The 21,761-nt window shown below is 65.3% G+C and carries 19 protein-coding genes and 1 tRNA gene; 12 read left to right on the top strand and 8 right to left on the bottom strand.

Annotated elements, in window-relative coordinates:
• Nucleotides 1-585: 585 nt before the first annotated feature.
• Nucleotides 586-1,512, top strand: a complete 927-nt coding sequence (locus tag E1N52_RS11410) for a CopD family protein (RefSeq protein ID WP_133182849.1) — start codon at nucleotides 586-588, stop codon at nucleotides 1,510-1,512.
• 17 nt (nucleotides 1,513-1,529) lie between these two features.
• Here the strand turns inward: E1N52_RS11410 and E1N52_RS11405 are convergent, their stop codons facing one another.
• Nucleotides 1,530-1,829, bottom strand: a complete 300-nt coding sequence (locus E1N52_RS11405) for a hypothetical protein (protein ID WP_133182848.1) — start codon at nucleotides 1,827-1,829, stop codon at nucleotides 1,530-1,532.
• A gap of 283 nt (nucleotides 1,830-2,112) precedes the next feature.
• A complete protein-coding gene (gene dgoD / locus E1N52_RS11400; RefSeq protein ID WP_133182846.1) occupies nucleotides 2,113-3,261 on the bottom strand; it encodes a galactonate dehydratase in 1,149 nt (382 codons plus the stop codon).
• A 73-nt stretch (nucleotides 3,262-3,334) separates the two neighbouring features.
• Between dgoD and E1N52_RS11395 the strand changes: the two genes are divergently transcribed.
• Together E1N52_RS11395 and E1N52_RS11390 are read left to right on the top strand one after the other, a co-directional pair.
• Nucleotides 3,335-4,090 carry a FadR/GntR family transcriptional regulator gene (locus tag E1N52_RS11395; protein WP_133182844.1) on the top strand — a complete coding sequence of 252 codons (756 nt, stop codon included), beginning with the start codon at nucleotides 3,335-3,337 and terminating at the stop codon, nucleotides 4,088-4,090.
• A 174-nt stretch (nucleotides 4,091-4,264) separates the two neighbouring features.
• Nucleotides 4,265-5,281, top strand: a complete 1,017-nt coding sequence (locus E1N52_RS11390) for a sensor domain-containing diguanylate cyclase (protein ID WP_133182842.1) — start codon at nucleotides 4,265-4,267, stop codon at nucleotides 5,279-5,281.
• Between the two features lie 102 nt (nucleotides 5,282-5,383).
• Here E1N52_RS11390 and E1N52_RS11385 read toward each other — a convergent pair.
• The 4 genes from E1N52_RS11385 to E1N52_RS11370 form a co-directional block, all read right to left on the bottom strand.
• Nucleotides 5,384-5,460: transfer RNA gene (locus E1N52_RS11385), tRNA-Met, on the bottom strand.
• A gap of 111 nt (nucleotides 5,461-5,571) precedes the next feature.
• Entirely contained in the window at nucleotides 5,572-7,230 is a 1,659-nt protein-coding gene (locus E1N52_RS11380) for an MFS transporter (protein WP_133182840.1), read from the bottom strand.
• A gap of 321 nt (nucleotides 7,231-7,551) precedes the next feature.
• On the bottom strand, nucleotides 7,552-9,201 hold the full coding sequence (locus tag E1N52_RS11375) for a sensor histidine kinase (RefSeq protein ID WP_133182838.1): 1,650 nt from the start codon (nucleotides 9,199-9,201) through the stop codon (nucleotides 7,552-7,554).
• A 12-nt stretch (nucleotides 9,202-9,213) separates the two neighbouring features.
• Nucleotides 9,214-9,978, bottom strand: a complete 765-nt coding sequence (locus E1N52_RS11370; protein ID WP_133182837.1) for a response regulator transcription factor — start codon at nucleotides 9,976-9,978, stop codon at nucleotides 9,214-9,216.
• 247 nt (nucleotides 9,979-10,225) lie between these two features.
• Here E1N52_RS11370 and recA point away from each other — a divergent pair, with 247 nt between their 5' ends.
• From recA to E1N52_RS11330, 8 genes are all read left to right on the top strand, one after another.
• Nucleotides 10,226-11,302, top strand: a complete 1,077-nt coding sequence (gene recA, locus E1N52_RS11365) for a recombinase RecA (protein WP_042266320.1) — start codon at nucleotides 10,226-10,228, stop codon at nucleotides 11,300-11,302.
• A 131-nt stretch (nucleotides 11,303-11,433) separates the two neighbouring features.
• The gene (gene recX / locus E1N52_RS11360; RefSeq protein WP_246089028.1) at nucleotides 11,434-12,243 is read left to right on the top strand and encodes a recombination regulator RecX; all 810 of its coding nucleotides are present in this window, start codon (nucleotides 11,434-11,436) and stop codon (nucleotides 12,241-12,243) included.
• A gap of 119 nt (nucleotides 12,244-12,362) precedes the next feature.
• The gene (locus E1N52_RS11355; protein WP_133182833.1) at nucleotides 12,363-13,058 is read left to right on the top strand and encodes a DUF2889 domain-containing protein; all 696 of its coding nucleotides are present in this window, start codon (nucleotides 12,363-12,365) and stop codon (nucleotides 13,056-13,058) included.
• A 50-nt stretch (nucleotides 13,059-13,108) separates the two neighbouring features.
• Nucleotides 13,109-14,275: an ADP-forming succinate--CoA ligase subunit beta gene (gene sucC, locus E1N52_RS11350; RefSeq protein ID WP_133182831.1), complete on the top strand. Its 1,167-nt coding sequence runs from the start codon at nucleotides 13,109-13,111 to the stop codon at nucleotides 14,273-14,275.
• 98 nt (nucleotides 14,276-14,373) lie between these two features.
• On the top strand, nucleotides 14,374-15,255 hold the full coding sequence (gene sucD, locus E1N52_RS11345) for a succinate--CoA ligase subunit alpha (RefSeq protein WP_069262862.1): 882 nt from the start codon (nucleotides 14,374-14,376) through the stop codon (nucleotides 15,253-15,255).
• Between the two features lie 187 nt (nucleotides 15,256-15,442).
• Nucleotides 15,443-16,165, top strand: a complete 723-nt coding sequence (locus E1N52_RS11340; protein ID WP_133182829.1) for a TerC family protein — start codon at nucleotides 15,443-15,445, stop codon at nucleotides 16,163-16,165.
• Nucleotides 16,166-16,291: 126 nt separating this feature from the next.
• Entirely contained in the window at nucleotides 16,292-16,903 is a 612-nt protein-coding gene (locus E1N52_RS11335) for a pilin (protein ID WP_133182827.1), read from the top strand.
• Nucleotides 16,904-17,047: 144 nt separating this feature from the next.
• Nucleotides 17,048-18,862, top strand: coding sequence for a PglL family O-oligosaccharyltransferase (locus E1N52_RS11330; protein WP_133182825.1), 1,815 nt, complete (start codon nucleotides 17,048-17,050; stop codon nucleotides 18,860-18,862).
• A 69-nt stretch (nucleotides 18,863-18,931) separates the two neighbouring features.
• On the opposite strand, the gene E1N52_RS11325 is transcribed toward E1N52_RS11330, so the two are convergent.
• Both E1N52_RS11325 and moaC read right to left on the bottom strand, forming a co-directional pair.
• Entirely contained in the window at nucleotides 18,932-19,282 is a 351-nt protein-coding gene (locus tag E1N52_RS11325; RefSeq protein WP_133182823.1) for a nucleotide pyrophosphohydrolase, read from the bottom strand.
• 4 nt (nucleotides 19,283-19,286) lie between these two features.
• Nucleotides 19,287-19,766: a cyclic pyranopterin monophosphate synthase MoaC gene (gene moaC / locus E1N52_RS11320; protein WP_042266308.1), complete on the bottom strand. Its 480-nt coding sequence runs from the start codon at nucleotides 19,764-19,766 to the stop codon at nucleotides 19,287-19,289.
• A 184-nt stretch (nucleotides 19,767-19,950) separates the two neighbouring features.
• Between moaC and E1N52_RS11315 the strand changes: the two genes are divergently transcribed.
• Nucleotides 19,951-21,756 (top strand): M48 family metalloprotease, encoded by a 1,806-nt coding sequence (locus E1N52_RS11315; protein WP_133182821.1) that lies wholly within the window; start codon nucleotides 19,951-19,953, stop codon nucleotides 21,754-21,756.
• The last annotated feature ends 5 nt before the right edge of the window (nucleotides 21,757-21,761 follow it).

Raw genomic sequence — 21,761 nt, 5'->3', positions numbered from 1 at the left:
CGGCGACGCAGCAGATTCTAGCATCGGGAACTCATGGTGACCATTTGCCGCATGTGCCACAAGCGCCCTCCGATGCCTTCGAGGCGCCACCGCGACGTGCTTGCGGCCGATCGTCGCGCCGGTGCCGGTTATGATTCTGCACCTGTTCGCCAATCGGTGACACGGGGTTGTCCCGCACCCGCGCCACACTCGGCGAGCCGCTTGTTGCCGGGTGCATGCGTAGCATCATGCCGGGCGCATGCCGCCGCCGCCGCTGGTCTCGTGCCCCGGCTCGATGCTCGCGCATGGAATGCGCGTCGAACCTGCTTCGAATCCGCGTTCGATCTGCGCTGGATCCGCATTGAAGCCGCATTGAAGCCGCATCGAGCCTGCATTGAACCGAATGGCGCGGCGGCTATCGAAGCAGGCACCCTTGCGCGACACGCGATGTGATGCGTGTGCGTGCTGCTGTTGCCGTTTTCATGTTGTTTCCTTGCCACTTGTCTCGATGACTCCAATTGCACTTTCCCTATCGTTGCACCAAGCCGACCGATCCACATCGCGCGAAGTCCGTGCGACCCGCACCACGCGCGAGGGTGAGCTCCGATGAAAGCTGACTGGCTCTGGATCGGGCAGGTCGCCATGGCGGCCATTGTCAACATTGCCTACGCATTCGCGCTCGGCTCGGCGTTCTATGGCGCGTGGCTCGACAAGGATGGCCGCACGGCCGTCGCGCCCGCGCGCCTCGCATGGCTGCGTGCGCAACGCTCGCTGCGCGCCTCGGCGTTCGTGCTCGTGGCGGCGCTCGTCATGTGGATGCTGTACGAGAGCGCGTCGGTCAGCGGCGAACCGTTGCCCAGCGCGTTCGGCGTGGTCGGTACGGTGCTCTCGCAAACGCACGTTGGCCACGCGTGGAGCGTTGCGTTTGCCGGCGCGCTCGTGCTGCTCGGCTGCGCGTTCGCGGCTTCGAGTGTGGCGCGCGACGGCGTGCTGTGGCTCGCGCTCATCGCCATCGCCGCGGGGCGCGCGGGGCTCGGACACGCAGCCGATGCGGGCTTCGCCTCGGCCGCGCTCGGGCTGCACACTCTCCATTTGCTCAGTGCGAGCGCCTGGAGCGGCATCGTCATGGCGGGGGGACTTGCCGTGCTGCCGGCGCTCGGCGCATCGACGTCGCGCGGCGTGCTGATCCGCACGGCGGGCCAGATTTCGAACGTGGCGTTCTTCGCGGTTGGCTTCGTGATCGCGACGGGCGTGTTCAACGCGCTGCGCGGCAGCGGCGGCTCGATCGACGCCATCGTCGGCAGCACGTGGGGCCGCGTGCTGATGCTCAAGGCTGTGCTGGTTCTGCTCGCGCTCGGGATGGGCGGCTTCAACCGGCTCGTGGCGATGCCCGAGTTGCGGCGCGCGGCGTCGACAGCGGCGGCGCGCCGTTTCGTCAACGTGATTCATCTTGAAGCGATCGTGATGATCGGCGTGCTGGTGGCCGCGGCCGCGCTCGCGCGTAGCGTGCCGGGCTACGTGTTGCAGGGCTGAAACGTCGCCGGTGGACGTTATTCGTAGCCGAGCCGGTGACTGAGGATCGGCGCGAAGAAGAGGGCGATGGCGCAGCCCGTGGCGTTGCCTTCGAGTTCTGCGAGCGCGGCCACGGACGCTGGATTGGCGATCAGCGCGATCAGTTGCGGCGCGCACCACAGCGCCGCGGCGCCGATCATGGCGTACTCCACCCAGCCGATGCGCCAGCCGCGCGCGAAGGCGATCGCGCCAGCCAGCACGCGCAGAAAGCCGAAGGCGACGAGTGCGCCTACGGCCGCTTGTTCGCGGATCAGATAGTCGGGAAGCGACGCGTCCATGGAATCCTTTGCAACACTGAGGTTGGGTTGCAAAGGAATCTGCAAGGAGCAGGCCAGTGGGTGGCGTTTGCGCTCGACGCGTGTCTTCGATGATGGGCGCGCCTTGCGTGGCGCGGCTTTCCATGAACTGGCTGTGTGCGCAAACGACATAAGCCGTTCGCGTGTCTTGCGAGTGCGCGCGCCTGGGCGCGCAAAGCCACGCGAAATGTTACGCCGCCGAAACGCGCGGCAATGAGCGTGTCACGTAACGCTCACCGCCGCGCGATTGGCGTTCATCTTTGCGTCACCATTCGGCGACGCTGCCATCTTCGTGACGCCACACCGGATTGCGCCAGCGGTGGCCCGTCTTGGCCATCTCGCGCACCTTCTCCTCGTTCACGTCGATGCCGAGTCCCGGGCCCTGCGGAATCGAGACGAAGCCGTCTTCATACTTGAAGACTTCGGGATTCCTGATGTAGTCGAGCAGATCGTTGCCCTTGTTGTAGTGAATGCCGAGGCTCTGCTCCTGGATGAACGCGTTGTAGCTCACGGCGTCGATCTGCAGGCAGGTGGCGAGCGCGATCGGCCCGAGCGGGCAGTGCAGCGCGAGCGCGACGTCATAGGCTTCGGCCATCGACGCGATCTTGCGGCACTCGGTGATGCCGCCCGCGTGCGAGGCGTCGGGCTGGATGATGTCCACGTAGCCGCCCGCGAGGATGTGCTTGAAATCCCAGCGCGAATACAGGCGCTCGCCCAGCGCGATCGGCGTGCTGGTCTGGTTGACGATGTCGCGCAGCGCTTCGACGTTCTCCGAAAGCACCGGCTCTTCGATGAACATCAGCTTGAACGGATCGAGTTCTTTCGCGAGCACCTTGGCCATCGGCTTGTGCACGCGGCCATGGAAGTCCACGCCGATGCCGACGTTCGGGCCCACGGCCTCGCGCACGGCCGCGACGTTGTTGATGACGCCCTGCACCTTGTCGAAGGTGTCGATGATCTGCAGTTCTTCCGAGCCGTTCATCTTCACGGCCTTGAAGCCGCGCTCGACCACGGCGCGCGCGTTGTTGGCGACGTCGCTCGGACGGTCGCCGCCAATCCACGAATACACCTTGATCTTGTCGCGCACCTGGCCGCCGAGCAGCGCGTGAACGGGCACGCCATGATGCTTGCCCTTGATGTCCCAGAGCGCCTGATCGACGCCGGCAATGGCGCTCATCGAGATCGGGCCGCCGCGGTAGAAGCCCGCGCGATACATCACCTGCCAGTGGTCTTCGATGAGCAGCGGATCCTTGCCGATCAGATAGTCGGCGAGTTCATCGACGGCCGCGGCCACCGTATGCGCGCGCCCTTCGACGATCGGCTCGCCCCAGCCGACGATCCCTTCGTCCGTTTCGATCTTCAGAAAGAGCCAGCGCGGCGGGACGACGAAGGTTTCGAGCTTGGTGATTTTCATGCGGTGTCTCCATGACCTTGAGCGGTAAGGCGGCGCCCGCACCACGCGCGAGCGGCAACGTCTTCATCCGCACATGCTACTGCAAAATTCGCCTTTAAGTGCTATTAATAGTATTATTTCGCAACGCTTCCCATTATCCAGGAGAACGGCGATTCAACGCGATCTGCACGGCACCGTGGCCTACGAACTCGGCAGCGCGATCCTGCGCGGCGACTACCCGCCCGCGACGGTCCTGCCGCGCGAGGCCGAACTCATGGCAACGTTCGACGTGAGCCGCACGGTGCTGCGCGAGGCGCTGCGCACGCTCACCTCGAAAGGGCTCGTGGAATCGCGTCCGCGCGTGGGTACGCGGGTGCGGGCGCGCGAAGCGTGGAATCTGCTCGATGCCGACGTGCTCGACTGGTACGCGCGCGTGGCACCGCCGCTCGCTTTCGCGCTCAAGCTCCAGGAAATGCGCGAGATGATCGAACCGTTTGCGGCAGGCCTCGCCGCAAACGCACACGACGCCGATTCGCTTGCGTCGATCGCCGCCGCGCACGAAGCCATGGCCGAGGCGCGCAATGTGGACGAATGGGTGCGCGCGGACCTGCGCTTTCATCTCGCGGTGCTAGGCGCTTGCCGCAACGAATTGCTGGTGCCGCTCGGCACGCTGATCGAGCGCACGCTCGAAGGCCAGTTGCGCGTGAACGCGAAGCGCGCCGAGGTGTTCAACGCTGCGCTGCCCGACCACACCCTTGTGTACGAGGCGATCGCGCAACGCGACGCCTATGCGGCGAGCCGCGCGATGGCCGCGCTGTTGCGCCTCACGCGCGAGCGCATCGAGCGCTGAACGCGTATGCACAATGGGTGTCCCCGCAACGAATCGCAAAAAGCGCGGCGAATTGCAGATGTAAAACGTTTGCGCTGGCGCAATCATTAACGTTTGCTATGCTTTAGCCCGATCGAACGGCGCCCTGGCTTTCAGTGCCGTCAGCAAGTCAAAGGCAAGGCTAACGGTTAAGCGATGAAGAAGAGCGAAGCGAAAGACACGCAACTGGACAACGCAACCCTGCTGGAAATCATCAAGGCGCAGTCGGACATCGCGAAGCTCGGGCTCGATCTCGGCGGCGTGATGGCCTACGTGGCCGAACGCACCGAGCAGCTCACGCGAGCCCAGGGCGCGGTCGTCGAGCTTGCCGAAGGCGAGGACATGGTGTATCGCGCGGCATCGGGCAACGTCGCGGACCTCCTTGGCTTGCGCCTCGCGCGCGAAACGAGCCTCTCCGGCCTGTGCGTGCGCGAGGGCGAGATCCTGCGCTGCGACGACTCCGAAACCGACCCGCGCGTGGACCGCGAAGCCTGCCGGCGCGCGGGCCTGCGCTCGATGATCGTCACGCCGCTCAAGCATCTCGAGACCACCGTCGGCGTTCTGAAAGTCACGAATTCGGAAGTCGACGCCTTCAAGGACGAGGACATCCGCACGCTCTCGCTGATGTCCGAACTCATCGCCGCGGCGATGTTCCATGCCGCGAAACACGAGACGAGCGAGCTCTATCTGCGCGCGACGCATGATGCGCTCACGGGTTTGCCCAATCGCGCGCTCTTTTACGATCGCCTGCGCCAGTCGGTGGATCTCGCGGTGCGCTCGTCGGGCGGACTCGGCGTGCTCAATCTCGACATGGATGGCCTCAAGCCGATCAACGACCGCCACGGCCATCGGGCCGGCGATGCGGCGATCCGGGAGACCGCGACGCGCATCGCTCGCCACAGCCGTCGAGTGGACACGGCCGCGCGCGTGGGCGGTGACGAGTTCGCGGTGATCTTGCCGGGCATCGCGGGGCGCAGGGACGCCGAGGCGTACAGCCGCCGGCTCGTGGACACCGTGGGCGAGCCGTTCGAGTTCGAAGGCAACCGCATCGATCTCGGCGTGAGCGTGGGCGTTGCCATCCTCCCCGAAGACGGCACCGAGATGACGGCGCTGATCGAATTCGCAGATCGTTCGATGTACGAAACGAAGCGGGAGCGTAAGCAGATCAGGTGAATGCTGTGCGATCTGGCGGACTCCGGTCCGCCAGGCACGAGCGCGGAAGCCGGAAATGAAAAAAGCCGCTGCCCTTGTGGGACAGCGGCTTTCTTTTGCAACTGGTGGCGAATCAGGGATTCGAACCCCGGACCTGCGGATTATGATTCCGTCGCTCTAACCGGCTGAGCTAATTCGCCGAAGAAGAGAATTATCGCAGTACGGCCTGAGGTTGTCAACCCCCTTCGTCATCTTTTCTGCAAGGAAGGCAGTCGCCGGGCGAGAAGCCCCGCCCGGCGGCGCTCGCAGCCTCAATCCTGCGCGTAAATATCCGAGTCCTTGGTTTCCTTCACGAACAGCATGCCGATCACGAAGGTGCCCAGCGCGATGATGATCGGATACCAGAGGCCCGAGTAGATATCGCCTCGTGCCGCCACGATCGCGAAGGCGGTCGCCGGCAGGAAGCCGCCGAACCAGCCGTTGCCGATGTGATAGGGCAGCGACATCGAGGTGTAGCGGATGCGCGTCGGGAACATCTCCACCAGCATCGCCGCGATTGGCCCGTACACCATGGTCACGAAGATCACGAGGATCGTCAGCATCACCACCGTCATCGGCCAGTTGAGCTGCGCGGGGTCGGCCTTCAGCGGATAGCCCGCCGCTTTCAGCGTGGCCGCGAGCGTCTTCTCGAACAGCGCGCCGGCTTCCTTGGCGCCGGGCGCCCGGCCGTTGAACGTGTCGATAGTCGTGTCGCCCACCTTGATCTGCGCGAGCGTGCCTGCCGGGGCGGCCACGTTCTCGTAGTTCAGGCCAGCCTTCGAAAGTGCGCTCTTGGCGATGTCGCACGAGCTCGTGAACTTCGAGGTGCCAACCGGGTTGAACTGGAACGAGCATTCGGCCGGATCCGCGATCACGACGATCGGCGCGCGCTGCGTGGCGGCTTCGAGCGCCGGGTTCGCGTAGTGCGTGATCGCCTTGAAGATCGGGAAGTAGGTGAGCGCCGCGATCAGGCAGCCAGCCATGATGATGGGCTTGCGGCCGATCTTGTCCGACAGCGCGCCGAAGAACAGGAAGAACGGCGTGCCGATCAACAGCGCCAGCGCGATCAGGATGTTGGCGCTAGAGCCGTCCACCTTGAGCGTTTGCGTGAGGAAGAAGAGCGCATAGAACTGGCCCGTGTACCAGACCACGGCCTGGCCGGCGGTGAGGCCGAAGAGGGCGAGCAGCACGACCTTGAGGTTCTTCCACTGGCCGAACGCTTCCTTGATCGGCGCCTTCGAGACCTTGCCTTCCGCCTTGATGCGCTTGAACGCCGGCGATTCGTCGAGCTGCAGACGGATCCACACCGAAACGGCGAGCAGCAGGATCGAGGCGATGAACGGAATGCGCCAGGCCCATGCGGCGAACTGCTCTTCGCCGACAAACGTGCGCACGCCGAGGATCACGAGCAGCGAGAGGAACAGACCGAGCGTGGCGGTCGTCTGGATCCACGAGGTGTAGAAGCCGCGGCGTCCAGGCGGCGCGTGTTCAGCGACGTAGGTTGCGGCGCCGCCGTACTCCCCGCCAAGCGCGAGACCCTGGAGGAGACGCATGGCGATGAAGATCACCGGCGAGGCAATGCCGATCGACGCGTAGCCGGGCAGGAAGCCGACCACGAAGGTCGAGATACCCATGATGACGATCGTGACGAGGAACGTGTGCTTGCGGCCCACGAGGTCGCCGAGGCGCCCGAACACGATCGCGCCGAACGGACGCACGGCAAAGCCGGCGGCGAAGCCGAGCAGCGTGAAGATGAAGCCGGCCGTGGGATTGACGCCGGAAAAGAAGCTCTTGCTGATGAAGGCCGCAAGCGATCCGGCCAGGTAGAAGTCATACCACTCGAACACGGTGCCGAGCGACGACGCGAAGATCACGCGTTTTTCGTCGCTGGTCATCGGCGCGTGCGAGACTTGTCCGCCAACGGTTGCCATATTTGTCTCCAGTATTGATATGCGTGTGGTCCGTCGGGCAGGCGACTCGAAGACCCGCGGTCCTGCGGAGCATTATTGGAATGGAAACTTACGGGCTTCTGACGCGCGCGTGGGTTTCTGAGTGTGGTGTCGGCGCGGGGTGGAGTCGGCGATCGTCGCGTAATGTGCGCTAAAAATCCGGTATTGATCTTATAACATCGCCTAACGCGCAGATTTTGACTCGTTCGACGCATATCGGGTAAGGGTAAGTCCCATCCCGGTTTTCTGACGCGGTCCGTCAGTTTCGCGGTGGTTTCGCCGCCGAAGCGCCGGCAATGCCGCTCAGGCCTGCGTGCGCAGGCGCAGCGTCACGCGCACGAGCGTCCCGGCGAGGCGCGGCGTGTCCTGATAGACGTGATCGTCGATGGCGAGCGTGCCGCCGTGCATCGTGGCGATCTCGCGCACGATCGCAAGCCCGAGCCCGCTGCCTTCGCCGTCGCGCCCGAGAATACGGTAGAAGCGCTCGAGCACGCGCTCGCGCTCCGCAGGCGGAATGCCCATGCCCGTATCTTCCACTTCGAGATGGACCATGCCCGCCGCGGGCTCGGGCCGCACGCGCACAGTGATGCGCCCGCCCGCGGGCGTATAGCGGATCGCGTTGTCGATGAGGTTCGAGAGCATCTCGCGCAGCATCACCGGGTTGCCGTCCACTTCGACGCGCGGCGCCGCTTCGCCATCGTCTTCCTCGCTGCCGTAGGCCGTTTCGGGGCCTTCGTAGCCGAGGTCCATCTGCTTGGCGAGCGCCGGCTGCACCCAGTCGCGCACGGCGTGGCGCGCCACGTCGGCCACATCCACGGGCGTGAAGACCTGCCCGGACATGCGGTTTTCCGCTCGCGCGAGCGCGAGCAACTGGGTGACGAGCCGCGCGGCGTGCTCGGAACTCGTCGCGATCTGCTCGAGCGAGCGGTGCACTTCGGCGGGCGCGTTCTGGCGCAGCGCGAGTTCGGCCTGGGTGCGCAGGCCCGCTAGCGGCGTTTTCATCTGATGCGCGGCGTCGGCGATGAAGCGCTTTTGCAGCTCCATGTTCTGTTCGAGCCGCGTGAGCAGGTCGTTGAACGACGTGACGAGCGGCTCGATTTCGGGCGGCGCGCGGCGCGCTTCGAGCGGCGAAAGATCGTCGGGGCGACGCATGCGGATGTTCGACTGCAGCGCGTGCAAGGGAGCGAGGCCCCGCGAGAGGCCGAACCATACGAGCAGGATCGCGAGCGGCAAGATCACGAACTGCGGCAGGATCACGCCCTTGATGATGTCGTTGGCGAGCTGGCGGCGCTTGTCGAGCGTTTCCGCGACCTGCACGAGTACGGGTTGACCTTGCCGGTCGCCGGCGCTGAGGTGCGTCGGGTCCACGGTTGTATAGGCGACGCGGATGTCGATGCCATGCAGCGTGTCGTCGCGGAATTCGACGAGGCCCGGCGGCGGGCGGTCGTCGTCGTGCGGCAGCGGCATGTCGCGATCGCCGCCGATCAGCTCGCCACGGCCGCCGAGCACCTGATAGAACACGCTGTCGACGTTATCGGCGCGCAGAAAGTCGCGCGTGGAGGCGGGCAGTGTCAGCTCGGCCACGCCGTTCACGGGCTGGATCTGGCGCGCGAGCACATAGGCGTCGGTTTCGAGCGCGCGGTCGAAGGGGCCGTTGGCGATCGATTTCGCTACGAGATACGTGACGGCGATGCTCATCGGCCAGAGCAGCAGCAAGGGCGCGAGCATCCAGTCGAGAATCTCGCCGAAGAGCGAGCGCGGGCGCGCTTCCGCGGCGGCTTCGGCTTCGTCGGGCGGGGCGAACGGATTGGCGTAGCGGGCGTCGCGCGCGTCGTCGTCGAGGGCGTCGGCCGCGAACGCGGATGCGCCCGAGGCGCTGTCGCCAGCCGGGTCGGCCACGCTTGCGGCGCCCTTGGGCGGCACGGCGCGCGCGATGGGAGGACGCCCGGCCATCGTCGGTCCCGCCTACTTGAAGTAATGACTGGCGGGCATCGCCGGCGCGGCGTCGGGCGTGCCGGCCTCGGCCCGGGCGGGCGTCTGGCCTGCGCCGGCCTGTGCTTCCTTCGCCTCTTTTTCGAGGCAGTAGCCTAGCCCGCGCACGGTCACGATGCGCACGCCGCCCGTTTCGAGTTTCTTGCGCAGCCGATGCACGTAGACTTCGATGGCGTTGTTGCTGACTTCTTCGCCCCATTCGCACAGGTGGTCGACGAGCTGCTCCTTCGAGACGAGCCGCCCGAGCCGCTGCAGCAGCACTTCGAGCACGCCCAGTTCGCGCGCGGAAAGATCGAGCACCTGGTCGTTGATGCGCGCAATGCGCCCCACCTGGTCGAACGCCAGCGCGCCATGCCGCACGACGGTCGGGCCGCCGCCCGCGCCGCGCCGCGTGAGCGCACGCACGCGCGCTTCGAGCTCGTTGAGCGCGAAGGGCTTGGCCATGTAGTCGTCGGCGCCGAGGTCGAGGCCTTTGACGCGCTCGTCCACGCTGTCGGCGGCGGTGAGGATCAGCACGGGCAGATTGGAATTGCGCGCGCGCAAACGGCGCAGCACTTCGAGGCCCGGCATTTTCGGCAGGCCCAGATCGAGGATCAAGAGGTCGAACGACTGCATCGACAAGGCGGTATCGGCATCCACGCCGCTACGCACGTGATCAACGGCATAGCCCGATTGGCGGAGTGATCTCACGAGCCCGTCCGCGAGTATGCTGTCGTCTTCGGCAATGAGGATTCGCATGTTGCGTCAGCGTCGCCTTCGAGGCTTTTTGACCTCGTAGTCAGGCTCGTAACACCCGCGCCGCGCCGCGTCCTTGAGGGCGCGGCCAGGCGACGCGCGGCGGTCTCCGAAATTCGAGGTTCTGGATAGCCAGAAAGGCTTGCCAAAACCACTGTTTTTTTATACAGTGTCTGCGTTCGTGTGCATTAGCCCGAATGAGGCGTGCGCATGGTCACGAGACGCCGTTCATCATAGCAAAGGACGATTCATGGAAGATAGCAAGAAAGGCTCGGCTGGGCTGACTGCTGAAAAGAGCAAGGCGCTGGCCGCCGCGCTCGCGCAGATCGAAAAGCAGTTCGGCAAGGGGTCGATCATGCGACTCGGCGACGGCGAGGCGGTCGAGGACATCCAGGTAGTCTCTACCGGTTCGCTCGGCCTCGACATCGCACTTGGCGTGGGCGGTTTGCCGCGCGGCCGGGTGGTCGAGATCTACGGTCCGGAATCGTCGGGTAAGACCACGCTTACGCTGCAGGTCATCGCCGAAATGCAAAAGCTCGGCGGCACGGCGGCGTTTATCGACGCGGAACACGCGCTCGACGTGCAATACGCCGCCAAGCTCGGCGTGAACGTGCCCGAACTGCTCATCTCGCAGCCGGACACGGGCGAGCAGGCGCTCGAAATCACCGACGCGCTGGTGCGCTCGGGCTCGATCGACATGATCGTGATCGACTCGGTCGCGGCGCTCGTGCCGAAGGCCGAAATCGAAGGCGAAATGGGCGACTCGCTGCCGGGTCTGCAGGCGCGTCTGATGTCGCAGGCGCTGCGCAAGCTCACCGGCACGATCAAGAAGACGAACTGCATGGTGATCTTCATCAACCAGATCCGTATGAAGATCGGCGTGATGTTCGGCAACCCGGAAACCACCACGGGCGGCAACGCGCTCAAGTTCTACTCGTCGGTGCGTCTGGACATTCGCCGTATCGGTTCGATCAAGAAGAACGACGAAGTGATCGGCAGCGAAACGCGTGTGAAGGTGGTGAAGAACAAGGTCTCGCCGCCGTTCCGCGAAGCCGTGTTCGATATTCTCTACGGCGAGGGCATCTCGCGTCAGGGCGAAATCGTCGACCTTGGCGTGCAGGCCAAGATCGTCGACAAGGCGGGTGCGTGGTACAGCTATAACGGCGAGCGCATTGGCCAGGGCAAGGACAACGCACGCGAATTCCTGCGCGAGAACGCGGACATTGCTCGTGAGATCGAAAACCGCATCCGCGAATCGCTTGGCGTGAGCACGATGCCGGACGGCGTCAACGATTCCGGCGAAGTCGAAGTCGCTGACGAAGAGTAAGTCCACCAGGCTCTCGTAGATAAGGCAAGCTGATGCGCAAGGGCGGGTCACATACGTCCTCGCCTTCCGGCGAGCAGGCTAACCCCCGTGCGGGTTCGCCTGCGGACAGGGGCGCCGAGCGGCGCTCCGCCGTGAAGCCTGCCGACTCGCGCACGAGCCGCTCAAGCCATTTGAGCCGCGACGCCCAGGCGGGCGATCGCGGCTTTGCGCATTCTGGCGCGGCGTATTCGTCGCCCGCCGATCTCAGCGACGATGGCGGCGCGGTCTTCGAAGTTCCGTTCGAGGCTTTCTTTGGCGGGGCGGATGAGGCGGCGGTAAACGTGCCGCCAGAGCCGCTGTCCGAGACATCATTCAAGCGATCGCGTCGCGCGCCTGTCGAAACCGCGCGCGAAGCCAGCGCGCCGCAAGCCGACCAATACGAGCGCAGCTCGGCCAGCCGCGCCGCACGCGCGAGTGAGCGCGAAAAATCGTCCACGGCGAAGCAGCGCCCCGAGCGCTCCCTCAAGGGCCGCGCACTCGGCTATCTTTCGCGTCGCGAGTACAGCCGCGCCGAACTCTCGCGCAAGCTCATGCCGCACACCGAAGACGCCGACGCACTCGAAGTGCTGCTCGATTCGCTCGAACGCGAGGGCTGGCTCTCCGATGCGCGCTTTGCCGAAAGCGTCGTGCACCGGCGCGCGGCGCGCGTGGGGGCAGGGCGTATCGTCAGCGAACTCAAGCGCCACGCGGTGGGCGAAGCACTCATCGAAGAGGTGAGTTCGCAACTACGCGAGACCGAGCTCGTACGTGCCCGCACGGTCTGGCAGAAGAAGTACGGCCAGTTGCCCGGGACGCCTGCCGAACGCGCGCGCCAGGCGCGCTTCCTCGCGGCGCGCGGCTTCTCGATGTCGATCATCGGCAAGATCCTCAAGGGAATCGAGGAAGACTGGTCCGATAACTGAGCCGGCCGTCTCGAAAAATCAGCGCAGGCAAGTCCCCGCCCGGCCTGTGTGTTCGCGGCTGTCTCAAATACTCGGTATGTTAAAATCACGAGGTTTTCCAATACGGTCTTACCTTTAGCATGCCGCTTTCTCCGCCCGTGCCCCGCCAGTTGCGCCATCAGCGCGCCATCCGGGCGGTTGCCTATGAGCGTGAAGACGGCCTGTGGGACATCGACGCGTGCCTGACCGACCACAAGCCACGCGACGTGCCGCTCGCCGCCGGTGTCCGGCCCAATGGTCTGCCGATCCATGAACTCTGGCTGCGTATTACGATCGATCGCAAGCTCAACGTCGTCGACGCCGAAGCGTCGTCCGACTGGGTGCCTTACGACGGTCAGTGCCAGAACGCTAATCCCGCCTATCGGGCCCTTATCGGGCTCAATCTCCTCGACAATTTCCGCCGCGAAGCGGGCCGGCTCCTCGCCGGCACGGCCGGCTGCACGCACCTCACAGAAATGTTGGGCGTTTTGCCGACCGCTGCGATCCAGGCGTTCGTCGGGGCAGTGTGGGATACATCGAATGGCTCGCCGGGTGAAGCGCCCGGACCGGAACTCGGCAAGACCGCCGGAGGCAATGAGGCCGCCGGTGAAAAGCCGCCCTTCCAGCTTGGCCGCTGCCACGCGCTGCGGTTCGACGGGGAGGCGGTGAAGCAGTTTTATCCGCGCTGGTATGGCCATGTGCCGCGTTCCATAGCACGCGGCGCGGAAACCCCCAGCGTGCGCGACAGCCGGAGCCCGGGCCAAGAGGGCAGGGCCGACGCCGTCTCGCATGAATAACAACAGCGGAATCGAAGTTCACTCCAACTCTCAGACTGAAGGAATCACGCATGAAGATTCACGAGTACCAGGGTAAGGAAATCCTGCGGAAATTCGGAGTCGCGGTCCCGCGCGGCATCCCGGTGTTTTCGGTGGATGACGCGGTCAAGGCCGCTGAAGAGCTGGGCGGTCCGGTTTGGGTCGTCAAGGCGCAGATCCACGCGGGTGGCCGCGGCAAGGGCGGTGGCGTGAAGGTTGCCAAGACGCTCGAGCAGGTCCGCGAGTACGCGAACCAGATCCTCGGCATGCAGCTCGTCACGCACCAGACCGGTCCGGAAGGCCAGAAGGTCAACCGTCTGCTGATCGAAGAAGGCGCCGACATCAAGCAAGAACTGTATGTCAGCCTCGTCGTTGATCGCGTGTCGCAAAAGATCGTTCTGATGGGTTCGAGCGAAGGCGGCATGGACATCGAAGAAGTCGCCGAAAAGCACCCGGAACTGATCCACAAGGTCATCGTCGAGCCGTCGACGGGTCTGCTCGACGCACAGGCCGACGACCTCGCCGCGAAGATCGGCGTGCCGGCTGCTTCGATTCCGCAAGCCCGCGCCATCCTGCAAGGCCTGTACAAGGCATTCTGGGAAACCGACGCATCGCTGGCTGAAATCAACCCGCTGAACGTCTCCGGCGACGGCAAGGTCATCGCGCTCGACGCGAAGTTCAACTTCGACTCCAACGCGCTGTCCCGTCATCCGGAAATCGTCGCTTACCGCGACCTGGACGAAGAAGATCCGGCTGAAATCGAAGCCTCGAAGTTCGACCTCGCGTACATCTCGCTCGACGGCAACATCGGCTGTCTCGTGAACGGCGCAGGCCTCGCAATGGCGACGATGGACACCATCAAGCTGTTCGGCGGCGAGCCGGCGAACTTCCTCGACGTGGGCGGTGGCGCCACGACCGAGAAGGTCACGGAAGCGTTCAAGCTCATGCTCAAGAACCCGGGCCTGAAGGCGATCCTCGTGAACATCTTCGGCGGCATCATGCGCTGCGACGTGATCGCAGAAGGCGTGATCGCTGGTTCGAAGGCCGTGAACCTGAACGTGCCGCTCGTCGTGCGCATGAAGGGCACGAACGAGGACCTCGGCAAGAAGATGCTGGCCGAATCGGGCCTGCCGATCATCTCGGCAGACAGCATGGAAGAAGCCGCGCAGAAGGTTGTCGCGGCTGCCGAAGGCAAGTAATTTTCACCGGACACGAATGGCGTGGTGCCGGCGCGAACACCGCAACGCAAGAAGCGGTCTGGTGCGACGCATGACGCCAAACGAACAGAGGTCAATACATGTCGATTCTGATCAACAAAGACACCAAGGTCATCACGCAGGGCATTACCGGCAAGACCGGTCAGTTCCATACCCGCGCTTGCCGTGAGTACGCGAACGGCCGCGAAGCATTCGTCGCTGGCGTGAACCCGAAGAAGGCCGGCGAAGATTTCGAAGGCATTCCTATCTACGCGAACGTGCGTGAAGCAAAGGACGCCACCGGCGCGACCGTTTCGGTCATCTACGTGCCGCCGGCAGGCGCTGCTGCTGCGATCTGGGAAGCCGTCGAGGCCGACCTCGATCTCGCGATCTGTATCACGGAAGGCATTCCCGTCCGCGACATGATCGAAGTCAAGGACCGTATGCGCCGCGAAGGCCGCAAGACGCTGCTCCTCGGCCCGAACTGCCCCGGCACGATCACGCCGGACGAGCTGAAGATCGGCATCATGCCGGGTCACATCCACCGCAAGGGCCGCATCGGCGTCGTGTCGCGTTCGGGCACGCTGACGTATGAAGCGGTTGCCCAGCTGACCGCGATCGGCCTCGGCCAGTCGTCGGCAGTCGGTATCGGCGGCGACCCGATCAACGGTCTGAAGCACATCGACGTCATGAAGATGTTCAACGACGATCCGGATACGGACGCCGTGATCATGATCGGCGAAATCGGCGGTCCGGACGAAGCGAACGCCGCTGAGTGGATCAAGGACAACATGAAGAAGCCGGTGGTTGGCTTCATCGCGGGCGTCACGGCGCCTCCGGGCAAGCGCATGGGCCACGCCGGCGCGCTGATCTCGGGCGGTGCGGATACGGCCGACGCGAAGCTGGAAATCATGGACGCGTGCGGCATCAAGGTGACGCGCAACCCGTCGGAAATGGGTCGTCTGCTGAAGGCGATGCTGTAAATTCGAAATGCGCAGCCGCTCGTGCATCACGCATGCGCGGGCGGCCAGCGTTTTTTGATATGCTTGCGGAATCCTTTCACGAGGTTTCCGAACAAAGAGCGAGGGAGCCAGTCATGGCCCCCTCGCTTTTTTATTTGGCTCGCCGTATGAGCCGCCTATCCTGAGTCACGGCTGAGTCTTCGTTTCCATGCTCGAGTTCTTCGCGTCGCTCCATTGGGGCGCTGTCTTCCAGATCATCGTCATCGACATCCTGCTCGGCGGCGACAACGCCGTGGTGATCGCGCTCGCTTGCCGCGACCTGCCTTCGCAGCAGCGTGTGCGCGGCATTCTGTGGGGTACCGCTGGCGCGATTGCGCTGCGCGTGGTGCTGATCGCTTTCGCCGTGGTGCTGCTCAACGTGCCGTTCCTCAAGTTCGCAGGCGGCCTGCTGTTGCTGTGGATCGGCGTTCGGTTGCTCGCGCCCAGTCAACTCGAGCACGCCAACGTGAAGCCTGCCGAGAAGCTGATGGGCGCGATCAAGACGATCGTCGTCGCCGACGCGGTGATGAGCCTCGACAATGTGGTCGCGATTGCGGGCGCTGCCGAAGCGGCCGATCCGCGCCATCGCATCGCTCTCGTGATCTTCGGGCTGATGGTAAGCATTCCGCTCATCGTGTGGGGCAGCCAGCTCGTCCTCAAGCTGCTCGACCGCTACCCGGTGATCGTGACGCTCGGCGCAGCACTGCTCGGCTGGATCGCGGGCGGGCTCATCGTCAACGACCCCGCCGGCGACCGTTGGCCGCTGCTCGATACGCCCGCGGCCGAATACGGCATGTGCGTGGCGGGGGCCGTGTTCGTCGTCGCGCTCGGGACCTGGCTCAGGCGCCGCAACGCGCGGCGCAGCGCGACGCAGGGGCCGCAGTCGCACTGAGCACGCATGGCTGTGCCGTTGCGCCTGGGCCATCTGGCCGACTGATGCGCGGCGCGGGCCGCCGATACGATCAAGACGCCTGTTCACGAGTGTGAGCAGGCGTTTCTTGTTTCAGGAGCCCTGACGATGATCGTATCTGCACTTCCCATGAACCCGCCGCCGCGCAACGGCTGCGCGTGTTTTGCCAGACTGTCGCGCCTCGCGAGCATTGCCGGGCGCTGGACCGCGCGCGGCTTCACGCTGATCGAACTGATGATCGTGCTCGCGATCGTCGGTGTGATCGCCGCTTACGCCATTCCGGCGTACCAGGATTACCTCGCCCGCAGCCGCGTGGGCGAGGGCCTCTCGCTCGCGGCTTCCGCGCGCCTCGCCGTGGCGGAGAACGCCGCGAGCGGCAACGCGTTCGGCGCGGGCTACACGGTGCCGCCTGCCACCCGCAACGTGAAGTCGCTGCATATCGACGACACGACCGGTCAGATCACGGTTGCGTTCACCTCGCGCGTGGCGCCCGAGGGCAGCAACACGATCGTGCTCGTGCCCTCGGTGCCCGACAATGCCGATGCGCCCACCACGCGCGTCGTGCTCGCGCAGGGCAGCGTGCAGGGCGGCACGCTCACGTGGGAGTGCTTCGCAGCGGGCAAGACGGCTTCGTCCCTCGGCGCGCCTGGTACGGGCCCATCGCCCGCGGACGCCGCAACGCTGGCGGGCAATCTCGCGCCGCCGGAGTGCCGCGCATAAGGTTTGCGTAAAGGTGCGGGGGCAACCGTGAGCGCTTTCTAGCCCACTCGCGCAGCGCATGCGGATGCGACCCAACCGGCCGCACCCGCACAGCGGGGGAAAAGTTTTGTATAGTGCCCCGTTGCTGAACGCCCCCGCCCAACCATGCCTTCCAATTTTGCGCGTTACCTTACGTTCGTCTTGCTGGCCCTCGCGTTGACGCTGCCCTATGCGGTCGTCAACCACACCTATCCGATTCCGACGTTCTACGCGGAATTCGTTGCACTGACACTTTATGTGCTGATGGGCGCCGCGACGTTGCTGCTCGTTCGTCCGGCGCGCTCGGGCGAGGGCTTCGCGTCGCCCACGGTCGCGCTCGTGCCGCTTTTCTTCGGCCTGCTGCTGATCGTGCAGACGTTCGCACTGCCGCTCGCCGAGCCTTCGATGAACTGGCTCGGCGCGGGTTATCTGCTCGCCGCGTTCCTCGCGACGCACGCGGGTTACACCATCACGCGCGCGCGCCTCATGCAGTCCGCGCTCGTGTGGGGGGCGTTCGCGCTGCAGTTCGGCGGCCTCTTCGCCGTGTTCACCCAGGTGATCCAGCTCTTTCACCTCGAAACGAAGGTCACGCCGCTCGTGGTGGCGTACAACATCACGGTCGATCGCCGGCCGTTCGGCAACATGGCGCAGGCCAATCACCTGGCCACGTATATCGCCTTCGCGATGGCGGGTGCGATGTACCTCGTGCTCACGCGGCGTCTGAACGTCCTGCTGTGGGGCGTGCTGACCGCGATCTATTCGGGTGGTCTTGCGCTCACGGTGTCGCGCGGGCCGTGGCTGCAGATGGGCGTGATTTTCGTGGCGGGTCTGTGGATCGCGCTCACGGGCTGCCGCAGCGAAGCGGACGAGGGACGTAGTGCGGCCTCGGGCCGCAAGGCCGGCGGCGTGCGCGCCTGGACCATCCCGGTCGTGCTCGTGCTGATCTTCTTCGGCATGAATGCGTTCGTGCGCTGGGCCAACGTCCACTACGGCCTGGACCTTGCACAGTCGGCTGCCGAGCGCATGAAAGACGCCAGCCAGATCGCGCCGCGCCTCGCGCTGTGGCGCTACGGCTGGACGATGTTCAAGTCGCATCCGGTGCTGGGCGTCGGCTGGGGCGATTTCCCGATGCATCAGTTCGAGCTGGTGCGCTCGCTTGGCGGCGTCGAGATCGCGAACAACGCGCACGATATTTTCCTCGACCTGCTCGCGAAGACCGGCTTCGTCGGTCTTGCCATCGTCGTGATCGGGCTCGTCGCGTGGTTCGTGCGCGGGCTGCGCGCGCCGCATACTGCCGAGCGCGTGTTCGGCTTCATGCTGATCGGCGTGCTCGTCATGCATGCGCTCGTCGAATATCCGCAGCAGTACATGTTTTTCCTGCTGCCGGCGATGTTCGTGTTCGGTCTGCTGGAGACGAAGCCGCTGCGTGTCGTGCCGTCGCGCGTGTCGCTCGGCGTGTATGCGGTGGTCGTGTTCGGCGGCGTCGCGGCGCTGTATCCGGTGCTGCGCGACTACAACCGCGCCGAGGTGCTGTATTACGGACAGCACCCGGCACGCGACTACGGCGACGATCCTTCGCGCCTGTTCGGCGCATGGGGCGACTACGGCATGGCCACGCTGTTGCCGATGAACGCCGCGAGCCTGTCGACCAAGCTTTACGCGCACCAGCGCGCCATCGCGCTTCTGCCCGGCGAGACGGTGCTGCGCCGCTACGCGGTGTTGCAGGCGCTGGACGGCGATACGGCGGGCGCATTCGATACGGTGGAGCGCCTGCGCATTTTCGCCACGGAGCTGCACGATTGGCCGACGCAACTCGCTTCGCTCTACGGCCTGCTCGACGAGCAGCCCACGCTCGCAGACTTCAAGGCGCAACTCGTCAAGAAGTACGGGACGCCGGCGAAATCGGTCGAACAGGACGACGAGGACGATTCGGACGATTGAGCCTCACAGCGCGCGCGTGAAGGGGCGGTGAGTCAGCTCGCCGCCGCGTGTTCTTTGTCGCTCAGGCAATCAAAGCTCGGAGTACTTTGCGGCGCTGCCTTTTGCTTTTTCCACCGGATAGCGCTGCGCGTTCAGCTTGAGCTTTTCCGCTGCCGCTTCGACGAGATCGATCCCGGCGGTATGCGCGACCAGCAGAAGGTAGATGAACACATCAGCGCATTCGTGCTTGAGATGCGTGAGCTGCGCGGGATCGGCAAGCTGTGCGTCGATCTGCGCATCGGTCTTCCACTGGACCGTTTCCAGCAGCTCGCCTGCCTCGATGCTCGTGGAGACGATCAGGTTGCGCAACGTGTGAAACTGCTTCCAGTCGCGCTCGTCGCGGAAGGCCAGTACTTGCGCGAGCAGTTCGTCGAGAGTCATGGCGTCAACGCTCCGCCACCCAATCCCCCGACTTCCCGCCGTGCTTCTCCAGCACGCGCACATCGGTGATCGTCATGCCGCGGTCCACGGCCTTGCACATGTCATAGACGGTCAGCAGTCCGACCTGCACCGCGGTCAGCGCTTCCATCTCCACGCCCGTGCGGCCGAGCGTTTCCACCTGCGCCGTGCAATGAACGCCGGGCAGCGCTTCGTCGAGCGCGAAGTCCACTTTCACACGCGTGATGGCGAGCGGGTGGCACAGCGGAATCAGATCCGAAGTGCGCTTCGCCCCCTGGATCGCGGCGATGCGCGCAACGCCGATCACGTCACCTTTTTTCGCGTGGCCGTCGCGGATCAGCGCGAAGGTTTCGGGCAACATGCGGATCGTGCCGCTCGCGAGCGCAATGCGCTTCGTCTCTGCCTTGCCGCCGACATCGACCATATGGGCGTCGCCGGCAGCGTCAAAATGCGTGAGTTCAGGCATGGTGGGTTCTTCCTTGAGGGGTACCTATCTTAACAGTGCGGCACGCCGCGCTTTCTGCGCACCTAGCCGGGCCGCAAGGGTTGTAAGGCGGGCTACAATCGAACGGTTGGCGCTAGCGAGCGCGGGCGGTCCACGCCGGGCGCGCCGCCGTGCCCGTGTTCCGCATTCCCCGATCCTGTCATCAATGCGTCTGAAACGGCTGCTTGCTGCATGGTTGTGCGCGTCGCTCGCGGTTTCGCCGCAAGCGTACGCGCAGGCGTCGAATGCCACCGTGCTCAATCTCGGCGCGGCCCCGTCGGCCGCCACGCAGCCCGTCCCGGCCCCTTCCGGCCTCACACCCGGTGCACCCAATACTGCGCCAGCATTAGTCAGCGGTCCGCTCGACGACGCGGCGGACCCCGTCGTCCCCGCCTCGATCGCGCAGGGCGTGTTCGGCACCTACGGCGGCGCGCAGAGCCGCTTTTCGGCCCAGGGCCAGGCAGGCTCAGCTTCCTCGTCTTCGAGCGGCAATACCAGCGTGCGCGCCCCCGCCTGGGTGCCGCAACTGCCCGACCTCGGCGACGGCTCGGGCGGCGCGCTCACGCCGCAGGCCGAGCGCCGTATCGGCGAGCGCGTGATGCGCGAGATTCGCCGCGACCCCGACTATATCGGCGACTGGCTCGTGCGTGACTACCTCAATTCGGTCGCCGCGCGCCTCGCGGCGGCCGCGAGTGCGCAGTTCATCGGCGGCTATCGGCCCGACTTCGATCTGTTCGCGATCCGCGACGGCCAGATCAATGCGTTCTCGCTGCCGGGCGGCTTCATCGGCGTGAACTCGGGGCTCATCGTCGTCACGCAAACGGAATCCGAACTCGCCTCCGTGCTCGGTCACGAAATGGGCCACGTGTTGCAACGGCACATCGCACGCATGCTTTCGCAGAGCGAGCGCACGGGTCTGGCCGCGCTGGCGGGCGTGCTGTTCGGCATTCTCGCGGGCGTGCTCGCGCATAGCGGGGATCTCGGCGCCGGGATTGCGCTCGGCAGCCAGGCGTATGCCGTGGACAGCCAGTTGCGTTTCTCGCGCGCCGCGGAGCACGAGGCCGATCGCGTGGGCTTCCAGCTGCTCACCGGCGCGGGTTACGACCCGTGGGGCATGGTGGCGTTTTTCGAGCGGCTCGAGCGCGATTCGATGGAAGACACGGGCGTGCCGGCCTACGCGCGCACGCACCCGCTCACCGGCGAGCGCATCGCCGACATGCAGGACCGCGCGCGCCGCGCGGCTTACCGGCAGCCGCGCCAGGCGCCCGAGTACGGATTCGTGCGCGCGCGCGTGCGTGTGCTTCAGGACCGCACGCGCAATGAGTACATCGACGAGGTTTCGCGTTTGCGCTCGGAGTTGGAGGACCGCACGGCGCTCAACGTCGCCGCAAACTGGTATGGCATTGCCTACGCGCAGTTGCTGCTGGAGCGCTACGACGACGCCACGGCGTCGCTCGCGAACTCGCGCGCGGCGTTCGCGAAGTTCGAGGCCGCGGATGGCAGCAAAACGCGCAACTCGCCGAGTCTCGACGTGCTCGCCGTGGATATCGCGCGCCGCTCAGGCCGCACCGATGACGCCGTGCGGCTGGCAGAGGCTGCGCACAAGACGTGGCCAGGCTCCCACGCGGCCACCGATGCGCTGCTGCAGGCGCTGATCGCGGCGCGGCGCTTCAAGGAGGCGCAGACGCTCGCGCGCAGCGAAACCGAGGCCGAGCCGCAGCAAGATGCATGGTGGCTCTATCTGGCGCAGGCGAGCGCCGGACTCGGCGATGTGCTCACCCAGCATCGGGCGATGGCGGAGAAGCTGGCGCTCGACGGCGCCTGGCCCTCGGCCATCCGTCAGCTCAAGGAGGCGCGCGACATGAAATCGGTGGGCTACTACGATCTGTCGACGATCGAAGCGCGCCTGCACGACTTCGAGGCGCGCTACAAGCAGGAGCGCCAGGACGAGAAGGATGAGGGCCGCGGCTGAATCGG

Origin of the sequence: Paraburkholderia guartelaensis (assembly GCF_004353905.1) — a bacterium.
GTDB classification, from domain to species: domain Bacteria; phylum Pseudomonadota; class Gammaproteobacteria; order Burkholderiales; family Burkholderiaceae; genus Paraburkholderia; species Paraburkholderia guartelaensis.
This window is presented reverse-complemented; position numbering and strand designations above follow the sequence as displayed.